The following is a 16,449-nucleotide window of genomic DNA, read 5'->3' on the forward strand; positions in this document are numbered from 1 at the left end:
CTTTCAATTCAGCGAAAGAGGCTCGGTTTTCAATTCCCTGATTTGTTTTAGCCACTTATCCAGGATCTGGATGTTGCCTAAACTGTCTTCTAAAGAAATCACATCGGAACCGCTTTGAGGTACACCAAGGATGGCATTGCCTAACGTGTCTATCTGATAACTATAAAGAGGTTTAACGGCATCAATCTTTATTTGTAGAATATCACTACCATTTTTATCCCTTATAATAGCACAATTTTCGGTCTGTGGGGGCAACCAGGGATTACTTTTTAATTGCATGCATCCTTCATCGCCGATCAATTCGTAATACCAGGACATTTCCAGATCGTCCGCTGTAGCAATATTAGCTATCGCTCCTCGGGGAAATTGCAAAATCATGCCCGCCTGGCGATCGTGCCCCTGCTCATCCATCCTTCCCAAGGCGACCATGTGAATGGGCTCTGAATTTAAGAGATACCGGGTTAATGACACCGGATAGCATCCAAGGTTACGGATACACCCGCCGGCAACTGGATTGGCAAGTTTGGCAATATTGGCACAATAAAATGCATTGACCTGACGAATAACGCCCAGTGCACCCGCTTCAATCACGCGTTGCAACTCCAGAATAAAGGGATGGTGACGATACATGAGCGCCTCCATACAAAGGACATTAGCCTTTTTGACGGCGCTCATCACCTGCTGGACTTCCTGCGCGGTTAAAACCAGCGGCTTTTCACAAAGGATGTGTTTACCGGCAGCCGCCGCTTTTAATATCCATTCTAAATGGAGGTGATTGGGTAGACCGATGTAGACGGCATCGATGGTGGGATCGAATAGTAATTGTTCATAATTGGCATAATAACGATGGATGGCGAAGGTAGCCGCGAAGGAGCGGGCCTTTTCTTCATGACGACTGGCCACGGCTTTCAGGTCCCCTGTATCTGATGCCACTATTGCTGCAGCAACGACTTCGGAGATAAAACTTGTTCCCAAAATACCCCAATTTAGACGTCTCACGACCATTGTTACTCCCTTTCCCGGTATTGGCTGGCGAAATGCCGGACAGCCATGCTGTCGAATGAATCCATTGCAAAGACAGGGAGTATACTCTGTTAGAATGCCCGTCACTAGCCCAATAAATCACGGTAAATTTTATTCACCATAACTCTGGTTATTACCTGCTTTTTTTGATAATCTTCGCAATTCAACGATGGTGGCCCTTTTGGTCCCCTCGCGACGATAGACTGTGAACCCCGTCAGGCCCGGAAGGGAGCAGCGGTAACAGTTGATTCGGGCGCCGGGGTGTGGCTTCTAGGGCCGCCGCCCTAATTGCGAATGTCAATATGAGCTACCTAGCACTAGCACGTAAATGGCGGCCACGAACTTTTTCCCAACTGGTTGGTCAAGACCATATTAATCAGGCTTTGGTTAATTCCCTTAATCAACAGCGCTTACACCATGCCTATTTGTTTACCGGGACCCGCGGCGTGGGAAAAACCAGCGTTGCCCGCCTCATGGCCAAAGCCTTGAATTGTGAAAAGGGCGTCAGTGCAGAGCCTTGCCTGCAATGCGATCCCTGTCTTGCTATTGAGGAAGGGCGCTTTATTGATTTAATTGAAGTGGATGCCGCATCCAAAACACGGGTGGAAGATACGCGCGATCTGCTTGATAATGTCCAATACGCGCCGACCAGCGGCCGTTTCAAAATTTACCTGATTGATGAAGTTCATATGCTGTCGCAGCATAGTTTCAATGCCCTGTTAAAAACACTGGAAGAACCCCCACCTCATGTTAAATTCCTGTTGGCGACGACCGATCCGCAAAAATTGCCGGTTACCATTCTGTCTCGCTGCCTGCAATTTAATTTAAAAAACTTATCGCCTGAATTGATTGGCCAGCAGCTGCAATATATTGTCGACCAGGAAAAACAGCCCTGCGAACCACAAGCCCTAGCCTTATTGGCAAAAGCAGCGAAAGGCAGTATGCGCGACGCCTTAAGCCTGCTTGATCAGGTGATTGCCAGCGCCGATACCCTGCTTACCGCTCAACGGGTTAAATCGCTCCTGGGTTATACCCAACAGGACTATGCCCTTCAGCTTTTGCAGGCACTGGTTCAAAATGAGGCTCCACGCCTGATTGAATTAAGCCGCGCCATTGCCCTTGAAGGAGGGCATTTCGCCTATGTATTAAATGAAATACTGGAGTACCTGCATCAGATGACCCTGTGTCAGGCTCTCCCAGGCGAACACCCTTTGCTGCAATGCCCTGAAGAAATCAAGGCACTGGCTCAAAGCGTATCAGCAGAAGACACTCAATTGTTTTATCAAATCGCATTAAAGGGCCTGGACGATATGCCGCTGGCGCCCGCACAGGCCATAGGTTTTGACATGACACTGCTACGCATGCTGGCATTTAAACCGGCAGGTAAAAGCCCATGTCCCCCGCTGGCCCATGAAGTACCGGGCGCATCGCAGCCTGCAAAACCTGTCGCCAGCAGCCCCGCCTCCACCGCAGAGCCTGCCGCATCCCTGCCGCAGGCAAGCCCGCCGCCCCAGGATGAAGACAGGTTGGCTGTCCCCGATGAACCCGCTTTTTACCAAACGCCCCCGGTTGTTCCTGACCCAGCCGCAGACATTGATAAGCCTCAGACGTCAGAACCAGATTGTGTTCGCTGGGACACGCTTTTGCCTCGCTTAAAATTAAGCGGCCTGGCACAAAATGCAGCAGAAAATGCAGAATTAGTCAGCAAGAATGGCCGTGACATGGTTTTACGGGTAGACAAAGGTCATCAGTCCTTGTTTACTCCAGCCATTCAGCAGCGTATCGAACAGGCCTTATCGCAGTTTTATGATGAACCCATCAAAATTACCTTGAATACAGACAGTCCTACGCAAGCAACCCCCGCGCAAAAAAAACAGCAGGAACAGCAGGTGCGGATGGAAATAGCCGAAAACAGTTTGCAGAACGACCCTTTTTTACTTGAGTTGCAACAGCAATTTTCAGCGGAAGTGGTTAAAAATTCTATTGTGCCCGCTGAAGATCCATTATAATTAATTTACAACATGATGAGAGGTAACGATGGATATTAATCAAAATCTGGGCAACCTAATGAAAGAAGCCCAAAAAATGCAACAACGCATGCAGGAAGCCCAGCAGCAATTAAGTCAATTGGTTGTTGAAGGCGAAGCCGGCAGCGGTTCTCTGAAAGTACGGGTCAAAATGAATGGACGCCATGATGTCACCGAAGTCCGGATTGGCCAGGCACTGATGGAAGAAGACGTGGAAATGGTAGAAGATTTGGTTGCAGCGGCATTTAATAATGCTGTTCGCAAGGTCGAAACGGCCTCCAAGGAAAAAATCAGTCAATTAACCGCCGGACTCAATATCCCTACTGATTTTCTGAAAGACAAAAACGGAGAATAATCCGCGTCATGAGTGCGTTGAATCGTCTAATCGATGCATTACGCTGCCTGCCGGGTGTTGGCCCTAAATCCGCGCAGCGTATGGTTTATCATTTGCTTAGGCATCAAAGGCAACGCGGGTTGCATTTGGCTGCATGCCTTGAAGAAGCCATGCAGACGATTAGCCATTGCCAACGCTGCAACAATTACACCGAAGACCCGCTTTGCCGCTTGTGCACAAATCCCAATCGCGATTTCAGCCAGCTTTGCGTGGTTGAAAGCCCGGCGGATGTATCAGCCATTGAACAAAGTAACGCCTTTAGCGGCGGCTATTTTGTGCTGATGGGAAAAATTTCACCGCTCGATGGATTGGGGCCGGATGATATCGGTTTGCCAAAACTGTTTGATTTAATTGCACGCGAGAAGATCAGTGAAGTGATTCTGGCGTTAAGCCCTTCCGTGGAAGGGCAAACCACAGTCCACTTCATTCATGAATTGCTTAAACCCATCGGAGTACACGTCAGTCAATTGGCGCATGGCATCCCGTCAGGCGGGGAACTGGAATTTCTCGATGGTAATACCATAGGCAGCGCCTTAAAAAACCGGGCAGCCGTGCATGTTTAGAATAAGGGCCGTGGCGTGTGTGCTTTATTTGTTCATGCTCTGCCCCTTTGGCGTGCAAGCGGCCTTTAACAAGAACCTGTGGCCTATCTGGGAGGTCAATAATCCCCTTTCCACAGCAGTCATTGACCACAGTGACTGGCAAATCGTGCTTAATCGCTCCGTAATGACTAACGAAGAAGGCATTAACCTGGTTGATTATGCCCACATGCCCCCTAAGGAGCATGAACGGCTCAAGCGCTACATCAGGCAATTATCGACCATCGATATTGATGCCTACAACCGCGATGAGCAACTCGCTTTCTGGATTAATTTGTACAATGCCCTCACCGTCAGCATTGTGGCGGATTACTACCCTGTAGGCAGCATTGAAGACATTAACATTTCTCCCGGCCTGTTCAGTATTGGCCCCTGGGGAGCAAAAATCATTACGATTAACGGCACTCCCCTTTCGTTGGATGAAATTCATAATCGCATCATTCGTCCCATCTGGAATGATCCACGCACCCATTATGCCATTAATAATGGTTCCATCGGCGCTGCGAATTTAAGTAAAAAGGCTTATTTAGGTAAAACCATTGAACAGCAGCTTAACGAAGCCGCGACGGAATACATCAACTCCTTGCGAGGCGTTCAGGTTATCGAAGGAAAACTGATTGTCTCTAAAATCTACGAGTGGTTCAGTGATGATTTTGGCGGCACCAAACTCGACATCATTAACCACATTAAATACTATGCCCGCGAACCATTAAAGAGTCAGTTAAAGCATGTCAATACCATTGAGAATTACATGTACAATTGGCATCTGAACAGCACTGTCGACAAATCGTGAAGAAAATCGAAAAAACAGCCTACTGGCATTATTTCAATCACTTCTTCCTGTTTAATTTAGTCTTTTTAGGGTTGCAATTTGCCTATATTTTAAGCTTGGGCAGCAGCTTTTTGCATGCTATACCTCTACCTTTGCAGGTTTATTTGGAAATGGCACTTACAGGCTGCGTGCAATTAGTACTTCATGCGCTGCTTGCCTTATTCCAGGCTTTCTGGCTTTGGGCTATCCTCAACGGGAAGCACCTGGAGAATCATCATCGCCAACTCCTGATCATTTATGCCTTGACTATACTCTGGGTCCTTTGCATGAATTGTTATTTTTTCCCCTTGAGTGAGTTCAGCCGCCTGTTTCTACCCCCCATCCCTCTTGCGTTGATTCGCTGGCTTCTTATGGGTTTGTCTGCTTTTTTTCTGCTATTGACCTTGCTGGGTTTGATGAGATTAATTAAAAAACAACCACGGATGACCATTGCCTTGCTAACGACGGGAATAGCCTTCTCGCTTTTTATTTTTTCCCCTGAGCATGAATCGATTGAAGAAGAACATACCAGTACACAACCGAATATTATTATCATTGGCATTGATTCCTTCAGTGCTGAGCGTCTCAGCGCCAAAGAAACACCAACGCTTTTTCATTTCATTAATCAAAGCGTCCACTTTACCGATACCATCAGTCCCTTAGCCCGTACCTACCCGGCCTGGTCCAGTATTTTAACCGGGTTATACCCCATTCATCATCAGGCAAGGGAAAACCTAACGCCCGCCAGGCTTGTTAAGAGCTCAGCCAGCATTGTTTGGCCATTGCGGCAAGCAGGCTATTACAGTATTTTTGCAACAGACGACCGGCGATTCAACACCCTCGGTAATGAGTTTGGTTTTCAGGAAATTATCGGTCCAAAAACGGGCATTAATGACGCATTGATTGGTACGTTTAATGATTTCCCATTGAGTAATCTGTTGGTAAATTTTAAATTTAGCCGCTGGCTTTTTCCCTATAATTACCTAAACCGTGCCAGCCATTACACCTATTATCCGGCTACTTTTGATAAGGAACTGGCTGCACGCATTCATGCCGCACAAAGCCTGCAACCGGTTTTTCTGGCTGTACACTTCACCCTGCCGCACTGGCCCTATGCCTGGGCACAATCTTTACCGGCTGAAGTCGGAGATGAATACAGTGTGTTGGAACGAGGTAATCTTTATCATGCCGCCATACGCCAGACGGACAAACAGATAGGCCAATTATTCGGCCTGCTTCAAAAAGAGGGTTACCTTAAAAACAGCCTGGTCATCGTTTTAAGTGATCATGGTGAAGCCCTGTATGAAGAAGGCAGCCGTAAAACCAGCCTTAAAGGCTATCAGGGCCAAAAACCCAGCCTGTTGGCCAGTTATTTTTCCCGCAAAACGTCAACCGAACTGCAACGAAGCGCCGGACATGGCTCTGATTTACTGAGTCCCGCCCAGTATACCTGCTTGCTTGGCATGAAAATAACACAAAACAACCGTCCCCTGACGCAGGCAAAAATCATCAACACCCGAGTAGCCCTTATTGATTTAGCACCGACCATTGCCGCCTTTGCCGGCCTGCCTGCAAAAATAAAACCAGATGGCCTTTCCCTGTTACCGAGTTTATTGGGCTTCAGTAAGCCGCCAGCCGATCGTGCCTTCATGCTGGAAAGCGGGATGCTTCCCAATCAATTCATTTCCCGGGAAAAAGCCAGACGCTATGGGATACTTTTATTTCGCGTTAACCCGACAAACGGCTTGCTGGAATTGCGCCAGGACAAACTTCAACGCATTAATGCCATGAAAATATATGGCATCATTCAGGGTGATTGGCTATTGGCCCTATACCCCGATGACAAACTTTATATTCCGGTGCTTTTGCGGTTGAGCAATGGGCAATGGACAGATAACCTGGAGACCTCTTTTGCCAAAGGGTCTCCGGCTCAATCCCTCTTGCGGCAACTCCTGCAATTTTATTCTAATGATTTGGCAACCTATCCTAAAACCCAGCCTAGCCTTCCACTTCCTTAAACAGCGCCTCAAGACGATGATTAAGGCGTAGCGCGGGTTCAGCATACAAGCTGACTAACCGCCGCAGTGCCTGTAAATTGCGCCGTCCTGGTTTGACTTTTTTCGCCCCCACCTGACGTTCATATGGCACCGTGGTCAACCCGCGCTCATCCAACGCTTCCCGCAATGCATCCATCAGTGTCTCAAGCACACTGTAGACATAAAAAACCGTGTCTCTTTCCTGCAGGGTCAAGGGCGGGAAATCAACTATTTCCTGCCCATGGCAGGCGGCATTCAGCGTGCGCATCAGATAGGAACTGTCTTTATTAGCAAAATAACCGTACAAATCCAGGCAATCCGTGGTCGATAATTGTTGATAAAGCCGCTTCATTTGTTGATTAAACAAGACATTTTGCCCGGTAACCGGAAAACCGTTTGCCAGAGAAGCCTTGAGTGACATCGCCGCATCAATGAGACGATTGGGGTTAAACCAGTATTTATAAGCACGAAAAATATCCAACAGCTTCGCCTGCCCCAGCAATTCTTCCTGTTCAAACCAGTGAGTTAGACGCCATTCCTTAATGACTTCCGTGATAAGCCCCTGGTATTTTTTTTCTGCCTCGACGGTTATCCCTTCCGGCAGCTCGCTGCCATGAAAAAGAAAATCATGGCCACTGTGAAAACCGCGCTGCCGTAATCCCTGCAATAATTGCTGATGGAAAAAAACAATAAATTGATACAATGTGTTTAACCGGTTTCTCACCGAAATCATTTTTTCAGGGTGCAGTGAAAAATCATAGAGATTATCGGGGTTAATCCCGTAATAAAAAATACTATTGATTAAGGAACGAAACTCACACCTCGCCAGGCGATGATCCAAGTCAATCAATTGTTGATCATCAAGATCAAAAAATTGACCACTTAACGCCGTACTCTTTTCCCCTGCCGCGTTGGCCAAACGGGTCATGGCCCATAACCAGTCGGCCGGTGAATCGGCTGTAATAATCCGTTCAAATAAATCATTTAAAGGCAGCTCAAACCTGGCCAACTCAGGCGTTGATGCCTGTTCGCCGCGAGTTAGCAGAGTCACCATGTCCAGATAATGCCGTTTTATCCGCGCAAGCATTACCCTGTCTTCATGATTGGTAGTAGGTACAAAAAGTGGCTGTCTGTACTTAAGCAGGTGCAGGTAGCATTCAGACAAGGTCGTACTGAGGTGAAGCGGTTCATTCTCCTCAGGGCTTGCCATATCCCGGGCAGCTGTCAAGGTTAATAAATCATCGTAAAGCGCCGCTAATTGTTGGCAGCACGCCGCGATTGATGGGTAACGTTCATGAGGGATGTGCCCGCGGGTCATCAAACGATGTAACCGGACTTCCGCTTGACGGATAGCAAATTTAATTTTTGCTTTGTTGCGGCTGGCATTGTCCACCAACCAGGTCAAACCCAATCGATTAAAAAGAGGCATCCTCGTTCCTCCAAGCATCTGATGAGGCTTAAACGCACACGGTGCGTTATTTCATCATAGCAGGAAATGATTGGATTTACCCGCCATCTTCTTCTACGATCTAATCAGGTAAACAGAAAAAGATGACGAACATGAAGCCCGCACGATTTGAGGATTTTTTAGCGAAAAAAGTGGCGAATGGTCAACTTGCCCCGGAATTATTGCCCGAACTCGTGGGTAAGGAAAGCGCCAACCGCATCCTGGATAACAGCATGAATGCCCAGGGAGCGCCCGCCATAGGCGGCGGACACATTGCCGTTCAACATGGCGCAATCAGTGAAATAGCCGGTCAAATCCCTGATGCAAAAAGCAGCCTGAATATGGCAAAAGAGTTGGTGGATGAGCTTAATCTTGAAGCATTTAATATGCAAAATGATAATCTGGAATTCGAGCTTCAGAAACAACCCAACGTTGAAAATAACGATGAGGACGAGATGTCGGACGAGCATTTGTCAAAACCGCGTTGAGTAGACCAAAAAAATCGCCAAATAAAAACCTTCCGGTATATAATCGAGTCCAAACTAAAAACATCAACGAGTTATTACGGATGGAGAGATTGCATGCTGCCGCATCGTAAATACCTGCTGATTATTGACGATGCTCCCAAGGATTCCCGGCTGGAGGAGTATTTTGCCAAATTTAACTTCAGCCTGGTTCAGTACACCGATACCCGGCAATTGGGCCAGGAAAACGAGCCGCCCGAAGCCTTACTGATTAACTGGCGCTTGCTTAAAGACAGTTCCTTAACAATAGATGTGCTCTACCATCGTTATCCAGCCCCTATTTTAGTCATTAGCGATAACAGCAATGAAGAAATGTGCGTCAAGATGCTCGAGGCAGGCGCCGATGATTTTTTGGTAAAACCCCTGCATCCCCGCGAACTGCATGCCCGAATCAGCGCCATCAGCCGCCGCGTGCAACGCTTTGCCGATGAGGTTGAGCAGGAAAAAGAGGTATTAGCCTTCGCCAACTGGCGTCTTTACCCATCCTCCCGGCAAATTTTTGATGAACATCAACAGGAACTGCAATTAAGCGCCGGCGAGTATGACTTATTGCTGGCTTTTGTCAGGCAGCCGCAGCAAATCCTTGGCCGTGAATTCCTGCTGCAGATCACCAAAAACAGCGATCTGAATCCCTTTGACCGCCGTATAGATGTTCAAATCAGCCGCCTGCGCCAAAAAATCGAAACCGATGCGAAAAAGCCGGCCCTGATTAAAACCATTCGCAACGGCGGCTACCTGTTTACTGCACGGGTGCTGTCGCTTAAGGAAGGGACGGTTAGTAAATAATCCCTTCCTGACCGCACAGACCGGTTAATAAATCATTTCCACCGACTTCACTTTGTCCAGTCCCAACTGTTCTCGCAAATTATAACGCCCACCAACCTTGACCGTTTGAGTGTAAACCATGCCCATTTCCTGACGTGCTTCCTCGAGTATCTCATGGAGTTCACCCAATTGATCAACAACACGACCTTTTTTCTCAAAACAATCCATATTGTCCTCTATGGCATCAATTAACGCCTGAGCAAAATGCTGCGGGGTATCGATAGTATGACCATTTTTAGCTTGGCGATCATGATCCACAGGCGTACCTGATCCCTCTCGATCACAAAGTTGATAACGCTCGATTTGCATCAATAACTTCGAGGCGATAACCACACGGGCCTCCTGCATGTCCTTGTTGTAAAAAAATCCGCGGTTTATCGCCTGATACCGTTGCGATACCTCACCACTATGTTCCTTTTCTGCCACCACTTCATCGACTAATTTGGCGCGCCAGCTTAAATAGTCTTCAAGTCGTGCGATAAGCCGCTCCCTGACTTTTTCAAGCTGGAAAGCGGAGCCCACATGATTTAAAGCCGTTCCAGTATTGAGTTTCTGTTTTGCAAATACCCCTGGGATATCTTCTTCAAACAAATTACAAATGGCCGTGTCAGAAATTTTACCTTTCTTCACCACGCCTAATTCCGTGAAGACGCGGGCACTGTAAGCGACAGAGGCAATCACAGCAGAGACGGTTTTGGCCGACATAATCAGGTGCTGGGTATGAGTAAGCAGATTTTTACAAGCCTCCTGCTTTTCTACAGAGACTTTTTCGACTAGGTCTTTACGCGCCAACTGCTCGACAACAGCCCATTTCAGCCCCCTCAGGGATGGGGTGGACACATGATTAAATTGGGGGGGATAAGCATTCTTCATCGGCGCAATAGAGATGCTCAAACGAGGTGAGGCCGGAATCCATCGTTACGCCCATGGCAATGGACTCCAGATTTTTATTTCCCATGATTAAATTCACCTGATGGTGTTTACTGAAGACACCATTGATGCCCCTTGCCAAAGCAATTGCCAAATCACTGCTGGCCTTGAGGTGTGGTTTAAGTTCACGCTCAAATTGCAAAAAGGCCTTAAGCGATTTGGATGACGTATGGATTTTAGGTTGCAATTGTTTTTTGAAAGTGGTGCGTGAGGTGAAAATATCCGGAAAATAACGTACTTCACGGCTTTGAAATAATTGAAACAGGTTAGTCATTGCTAGATCCATCTGGTAAAGGGAAAACTATTCTACAAAACTTAAACCCCGCCGGCGAGCGTGTTAACCAATTGACAAGTTGACCTGATTAATACCAATCCCATTTTGTGATAAACTACCGGTTTTTCCAACTGGATGACGGCAAATCGTGTTAAAAATCCAATGGCATCGCCTGGTGCGTTCACGTTATTACTGGCAAAAGGCTGCCCTTTTTCTGTTGATTGCTGCCTTAGGTCTTATTGCTGTCCGCGCCTTGTTTCATTCCAAAGCGTCTTCCGAAGCGCAGGCCAATAAACTGGTCGAAATTGAGGCCGTGAAAAAACGGACACTGAAGCAGACCATTCACCTGTTAGGCACCATTCATCCTCAACACAGCACCGTGCTGGTAGCCAAAGAATCAGGGATGCTGGATACCCTGGTTCCGACCGGTCAAAAAATCAGTAAAGGGACTTTGATTGCCAAAATTGCCAATCCCTTGCGTGAAAAAAACCTGCAATTATCCACAGCAGCCGTTGAGCTGGCCAAGGCCCAATATGAACGGATGAGCCCCTTAATCACAAAAGGCTACGTCAGCGCCAAAGAGGCAGAAGAAAAAAAGCAGCTTTGGATAGATGCCGAGAAAGAATTGTCGAAAACAAAAATTGAACTCGATAACTCGCGTTTTTATGCACCTTTTGACGGCATCATTGGCGCGTATAAAAAACGTGAAGGGGCCGAAGTCAATGCCGGTGAGGCTGTCGTCAGCATCTATGACCCCTCCTCCCTGCTGGTTGATTTTGATATTCCCTGCAGTAATTTAAGCGCCATCCATGAAGGGCAGGCCGTTTATGTGCAGGGTAAAGCCTACACCTTGAACCATCTGCAAAAAATGCTGGATGAAGACACCCACATGTGCCCTGCCGATGTCGCGATTCAATGCGACGAATGCCTGGTTGGCTCAACCATCGATGTGGATTTGGTGGTGGCTGAAAAAAAAGACACGATGGTTATTCCTTTTCAAGCACTCTTCTTAAGAAACAGCAAGCCCTTTGTTTATATCGTTAAAAAGGGCCGCATCGAGCTTGTTGCCGTAGAAACCGGACTTAAGCAGCGTGATCAAATTGAAATTGTCCACGGTTTAAAACCCGGACAACAATTGGTTATTCGAGGTCAGGAACGCCTTTACCCGGGCATGCCTGTTGATATTTACAAGTCATCTGACGCCAAGACCAGCCAGCCATCATGAAATTAACCGGTTACTTTATTAAACACCCCGTTATTGCCATCGTTTTAAACAGCATGATTGCGATTTTGGGTCTGCTCTGCTTTTATAATCTTTCGGTACGCGAATACCCCGATATCAGTTTCCCGACGATCACGGTGTATGCCAGCTACCCTAACGCCAGTCCTGATCTCGTTGAAACCTCAGTGACCAATATCCTTGAAGATCGCTTAGCCGGTATTGAAGGCTTGGAAACCATCACCTCGGAATCCAGCGCCGGCAGTTCACAAATCACCCTGGTATTTCGGCCAAATACGTCCATGGACAGAGCCTTAAGCGCGACCCAGGATGCCGTTGGCATGGCCAAAGCCCTGTTGCCGGCCGAGGTCAAATCGCCCTCGGTCGAACGCCAGCGCAAATCCAATGGCCTGCCGTTCATCGGCGTGTCCCTTGAATCATCGGTGCGTGATTTCGGTGAATTAACCCATTATGCCAATCTTAATTTGAAGAATGTGTTTCGCAGCGTTCCGGGCGTGGCGACGGTCGATGTCTGGGGACAACCGTATACCTACACCATCAGTCTGAAGCCGGAAAAATTATTTGCTTTCGGCGTCAATACCGATGAAGTCGTCAATGCGCTGGCCAAAAGCCGCATTTCGCTGCCCGCCGGAAATTATCGCAACAAAATCCCGAGCACGTTAAATTCCACGCTGAATACCCGTGAGGATTATGAAAATCTGCTGGTCAAAGCCAATCCTAAACACCCGGTTTTTCTGGGATCATTAGCCGATGTGGCGCTTCAAACCGACAACACCCAGATGCGGGTGCGAGTCAATGGCCATGCCGGCCTGGTCTTATCCATCAATCGGGCTAATGACGCCAACCCCATCGAAGTCTCCAGGGAGGTACGCAAGGTCCTTCAGGGCATTCAGCAAAGCCTGCCTAAGGATTTACAAGCCAAAGTCATTATCGATCAGTCAGATTTTATCAACGCCTCGTTAAAAAATATCCGCTCGGCCATAAGCGAGGCTATTTTTCTGGTGCTCATCATCGTCTTTTTGTTTTTACGTAACCTGCGGGCCACGATCATACCCTTGGTAACTATCCCTGTTTCCCTGCTGGGCTCCCTGCTCTTTCTTAAACTCTTTGGCTTTTCCATCAACTTAATGACCTTGCTGGCCATGGTGTTGGCCATCGGGTTGGTAGTCGACGATGCCATTATTGTCCTTGAAAACATCTGGCGTCATATGGAAGAAGGCCTGTCACCTGTTGATGCAGCAATCAAGGGTGCTGAAGAAATTGGTTTCGCTATTGTCGCCATGACCTTTACCCTGGCCAGCGTTTACCTCCCCATTGCCTTTATTCAGGGCATGCTCGGGCAATTATTTATTGAATTTGCGGTGGCTTTAGCCGGCAGTGTTTTTATTTCGGGCCTTGTCGCATTAACCTTGTCGCCGCTGATGTGCGCACGCTTCTTAAGTCAGGACGCCAAAAACTGGTGGCCGCAATTTGATGTCTTTCTTGAAAAATTGGCTGGGCATTATGGCCATGCCCTTGAATTTATTCTGAATCGGCAAAAACTAACCTTTGCCGCCGCCTTAATCTCCATTGCTGCCTGTATTGGCTTTTACCATTTAATTCCGCACGAAACCGCACCAAAGGAAGATCGCAGCCTGATTGGCATCTATACTCCGCCCGCGGCCGGTGAGGATTTGGCCACTTTAGATAATAAAATTGCCAAACTGGAAACCAAGATTAATCAACTTCCGGAATCCACCAATCGCCTAACCTTTATTGGTGATTGGGGCGGCAGCATTGTACTGCCTTTAAAACCGCATTCACAAAGACAGCGCACCGCGAGCCAACTGGTTGAGGAATTACGGCCTGCTTTTAATCATTACCCGTCCATTGATCCTCATGTCTGGAGCTGGGATACAGGCTTACCAGGTATCGATGATGCGGGAAGCGGAACGGAACTGGCTCTAGTCATTTCCACGCCTGAAAGCTTCAGGCAGTTATTTGATGAAACGGAAAAATTAAAATCGGTTCTGGATAAAACCCAACGGTTTGATGATGTCAGTTATGAACTACGCCTGGATACTATGGGTTACAGCATTGAACTGGATTACAACCAGTTGGCCAAACTGGGTTTAACCGCAAGCCAGGTGGCCAAAACGATTGAAGTCTTCTTCAGTGGTGACAAATCACAGACCTTTGAGAAAGATGGGGTCACGTATAATGTCACCATCAAAGGCCGTGAAGCGCCCTGGACACTCAATGAACTTTATCTGACAACCAATGAAGGCAAGCGGGTATCTTTAGGGGCCATCACCACCATGCAACCCAAAGCCCAACCAGCGACGCTTGATCACTATCAGCAAATGCGTTCAACCACGCTGCATGTGCAATTAAAAAAGGGAGACACCATGGCCCATGCGGCGGAAACGCTCTGGGCAGCGGCCAAAGAAAACCTGCCTTCTCATTATAAATTGACCTGGACTGGAGCGGCCAAAACCTTGCAGGAATCGTCTCATGTCATGCTGTTCCTGCTGCTTTTATCGCTCGCCTTCATTTATGCCATTTTATCGACGCAATTTGAGAACTTTACCGATCCGTTTATTATCCTCTTCACCGTACCGCTGGCTTGTTCAGGCGCCCTGCTGTTCACCTGGTTATTCGGTCAATCCTTGAATATTTATACGCAGGTTGGATTAATTACCCTGATTGGCTTGATCAGTAAACATGGCATCCTGATTGTTGAATTCGCCAATAAGCTGCACCAAAACGGCGCGACCTTGCTGGATGCCATTCAACAGGCGGCTGTGCTGCGTTTAAGGCCAGTCCTCATGACGACCGGCGTCATGGTCTTTGGGGCGATTCCCCTGGTCTTGTCGCATGATGCCGGCGCCGAATCACGTCATGCCATCGGCACCGTACTCATCGGCGGACTTTGCATGGGCACTTTCTTTACCCTGTTTATTCTGCCCGCGGTGTATACCATCATCAAAAGCAAACGTTTAAGTCTGAAAAAAGCCTAGCGGGTATTCATCAAGGATGGTTGGAGCGATCGATTTTAATCATCCGCACCGTCTTGATGGTATTGTCCCCTACTTTCAAGACCTCAATCTGGTAGTTTTCAATTTGCAGACAGCACTCAGGCGGCGGGATATAGCCTAAATGCTCGATAATTACCCCACTCAGGGTGCGAGGACCCAAGGCCGGCAATTGCCAGCCCAGAAGGCGCTTTAAGTGCCTTAAGGTTATGCTGGCATCGACTATCACCGAGCCGTCGTCCTGTTCAATAATATCCTTGCTTAAGGCAGCGATATCGGTGGTAAACTCACCCACCACTTCCTCCAGGATGTCTTCCATGGTCACCAGGCCCTGTAAATCGCCGTATTCATCAACCACAAAACAACTGCGTTTTTTCATTTTCTGAAAATTCAAAATCTGGGCATTCAGCGGTGTGGCTTCAGGAATAAAATAGGGTTCATCAGCGGCCTTGATAAGGCTCTCCTTATCCAGACGCTCCTCAACCATCAGATTAAATAAATCACGGACGTGAACGACACCGATTAAATGGTCAATGGTATCGCGGTAAAGCGGTAGCCTGGTGTGCTGCGCGGTTTCCAACTGATCAAGCAATTCATGCCAGGATTGGTTTAAATCAATACCGACAATGTCGCTTTTCGGCACCATAATGTCTTCTACGGTGGCCTGCTCCAGATCCAGTAAACTAATCAGCATGCTCTTATGCTCTGTCGGCATTAACCCGCCCGCTTCATGCACTACCGAACGCAGCTCCTCGCTGGATAATAATTCCTTCTGAGCCTTATCAATTGATATGCCAAAACAGCGTAATAAGGTATTGGTAATCCAGGTCACAATTTTGACGAAAGGCGCGAGCAGCGACTGCAATATCATCAATGGCAACGCACTGTTGAAGGCAACGGTCTGTGGATGCAAGGCAGCCAGCGTTTTGGGAGCCAACTCGGAAAAGACAAGAATAACCAGCGTCAGAATAGCGGTGGCAATCGCCACGCCTGCATCACCATAGAGCCGTTGACCGACCAACGTCGCCAGCATGGAAGCAATAATATTGGCCACCGTATTACCGATCAGAATGATGCTGAGCAAGCGATCGGGGCGTGCCAGGAGATTATTGACACGAATAGCCTGCTTATGCTTTTTCTTGACGAGGTGGCGCAGGCGGTAGCGGTTTAAGGACATAATGCCAATCTCTGAACCGGAGAAAAACGCCGACAGAATAACCAGCAGCGCCAGCAGAATGAACAATGTCGTCAGTGATAACTGCCCCATATTTTTTCTTGGTGGTGGGATCAAACCGACATGATAAC

Annotated in this window: 14 protein-coding genes and 1 other RNA gene; 10 read left to right on the plus strand and 5 right to left on the minus strand. The window is 47.8% G+C overall.

Going from position 1 to position 16,449, the window contains the following annotated elements; all coding sequences use genetic code 11:
• Positions 1 to 3: 3 nt before the first annotated feature.
• Positions 4 to 1,005: a Gfo/Idh/MocA family protein gene (locus tag Lery_RS00715; protein ID WP_058525326.1), complete on the minus strand. Its 1,002-nt coding sequence runs from the start codon at positions 1,003 to 1,005 to the stop codon at positions 4 to 6.
• A gap of 197 nt (positions 1,006 to 1,202) precedes the next feature.
• Here Lery_RS00715 and ffs point away from each other — a divergent pair.
• The 6 genes from ffs to Lery_RS00740 all read left to right on the plus strand — a co-directional run bounded on the left by ffs (position 1,203) and on the right by Lery_RS00740 (position 6,872).
• Positions 1,203 to 1,299: signal recognition particle sRNA small type (gene ffs / locus Lery_RS14810), an RNA gene on the plus strand.
• Positions 1,300 to 1,325: 26 nt separating this feature from the next.
• Positions 1,326 to 3,032 (plus strand): DNA polymerase III subunit gamma/tau, encoded by a 1,707-nt coding sequence (dnaX, locus tag Lery_RS00720; RefSeq protein WP_058525327.1) that lies wholly within the window; start codon positions 1,326 to 1,328, stop codon positions 3,030 to 3,032.
• A 28-nt stretch (positions 3,033 to 3,060) separates the two neighbouring features.
• The gene (locus Lery_RS00725) at positions 3,061 to 3,405 is read left to right on the plus strand and encodes a YbaB/EbfC family nucleoid-associated protein (protein WP_058525328.1); all 345 of its coding nucleotides are present in this window, start codon (positions 3,061 to 3,063) and stop codon (positions 3,403 to 3,405) included.
• An 8-nt stretch (positions 3,406 to 3,413) separates the two neighbouring features.
• On the plus strand, positions 3,414 to 4,007 hold the full coding sequence (recR, locus tag Lery_RS00730) for a recombination mediator RecR (RefSeq protein WP_058525329.1): 594 nt from the start codon (positions 3,414 to 3,416) through the stop codon (positions 4,005 to 4,007).
• Complete coding sequence (locus Lery_RS00735; RefSeq protein ID WP_058525330.1) at positions 4,000 to 4,836, plus strand: DUF547 domain-containing protein; 837 nt, start codon at positions 4,000 to 4,002, stop codon at positions 4,834 to 4,836. The genes recR and Lery_RS00735 overlap by 8 nt, the downstream gene beginning before the upstream one ends.
• The gene (locus Lery_RS00740) at positions 4,833 to 6,872 is read left to right on the plus strand and encodes a sulfatase-like hydrolase/transferase (protein WP_058525331.1); all 2,040 of its coding nucleotides are present in this window, start codon (positions 4,833 to 4,835) and stop codon (positions 6,870 to 6,872) included. The genes Lery_RS00735 and Lery_RS00740 overlap by 4 nt, the downstream gene beginning before the upstream one ends.
• Here the strand turns inward: Lery_RS00740 and Lery_RS00745 are convergent.
• On the minus strand, positions 6,853 to 8,319 hold the full coding sequence (locus Lery_RS00745; RefSeq protein ID WP_058525332.1) for a hypothetical protein: 1,467 nt from the start codon (positions 8,317 to 8,319) through the stop codon (positions 6,853 to 6,855). The genes Lery_RS00740 and Lery_RS00745 overlap by 20 nt on opposite strands.
• Before the next feature lie 131 nt (positions 8,320 to 8,450).
• Here Lery_RS00745 and Lery_RS00750 point away from each other — a divergent pair, with 131 nt between their 5' ends.
• The gene (locus Lery_RS00750; protein ID WP_058525333.1) at positions 8,451 to 8,825 is read left to right on the plus strand and encodes a hypothetical protein; all 375 of its coding nucleotides are present in this window, start codon (positions 8,451 to 8,453) and stop codon (positions 8,823 to 8,825) included.
• Positions 8,826 to 8,921: 96 nt separating this feature from the next.
• Positions 8,922 to 9,647 (plus strand): response regulator transcription factor, encoded by a 726-nt coding sequence (locus Lery_RS00755; RefSeq protein ID WP_162262932.1) that lies wholly within the window; start codon positions 8,922 to 8,924, stop codon positions 9,645 to 9,647.
• Between the two features lie 24 nt (positions 9,648 to 9,671).
• Here the strand turns inward: Lery_RS00755 and Lery_RS00760 are convergent, their stop codons facing one another.
• Both Lery_RS00760 and Lery_RS00765 read right to left on the minus strand, forming a co-directional pair.
• Entirely contained in the window at positions 9,672 to 10,559 is an 888-nt protein-coding gene (locus Lery_RS00760; protein WP_058525335.1) for a hypothetical protein, read from the minus strand.
• A complete protein-coding gene (locus Lery_RS00765; RefSeq protein ID WP_058525336.1) occupies positions 10,531 to 10,890 on the minus strand; it encodes a hypothetical protein in 360 nt (119 codons plus the stop codon). Before Lery_RS00765 ends, Lery_RS00760 begins: the two co-directional genes overlap by 29 nt.
• Before the next feature lie 148 nt (positions 10,891 to 11,038).
• Between Lery_RS00765 and lpeA the strand changes: the two genes are divergently transcribed.
• Both lpeA and lpeB read left to right on the plus strand, forming a co-directional pair.
• Positions 11,039 to 12,115, plus strand: a complete 1,077-nt coding sequence (lpeA, locus tag Lery_RS00770) for a multidrug efflux RND transporter periplasmic adaptor subunit LpeA (protein ID WP_058525337.1) — start codon at positions 11,039 to 11,041, stop codon at positions 12,113 to 12,115.
• On the plus strand, positions 12,112 to 15,129 hold the full coding sequence (lpeB, locus tag Lery_RS00775) for a multidrug efflux RND transporter permease subunit LpeB (RefSeq protein ID WP_058525338.1): 3,018 nt from the start codon (positions 12,112 to 12,114) through the stop codon (positions 15,127 to 15,129). The genes lpeA and lpeB overlap by 4 nt, the downstream gene beginning before the upstream one ends.
• A 10-nt stretch (positions 15,130 to 15,139) precedes the next feature.
• On the opposite strand, the gene Lery_RS00780 is transcribed toward lpeB, so the two are convergent.
• A complete protein-coding gene (locus tag Lery_RS00780; RefSeq protein ID WP_058525339.1) occupies positions 15,140 to 16,411 on the minus strand; it encodes an HlyC/CorC family transporter in 1,272 nt (423 codons plus the stop codon).
• Positions 16,412 to 16,449 lie beyond the last annotated feature (38 nt).

Source organism: Legionella erythra, from assembly GCF_001467615.1.
Taxonomy (GTDB): domain Bacteria; phylum Pseudomonadota; class Gammaproteobacteria; order Legionellales; family Legionellaceae; genus Legionella_C; species Legionella_C erythra.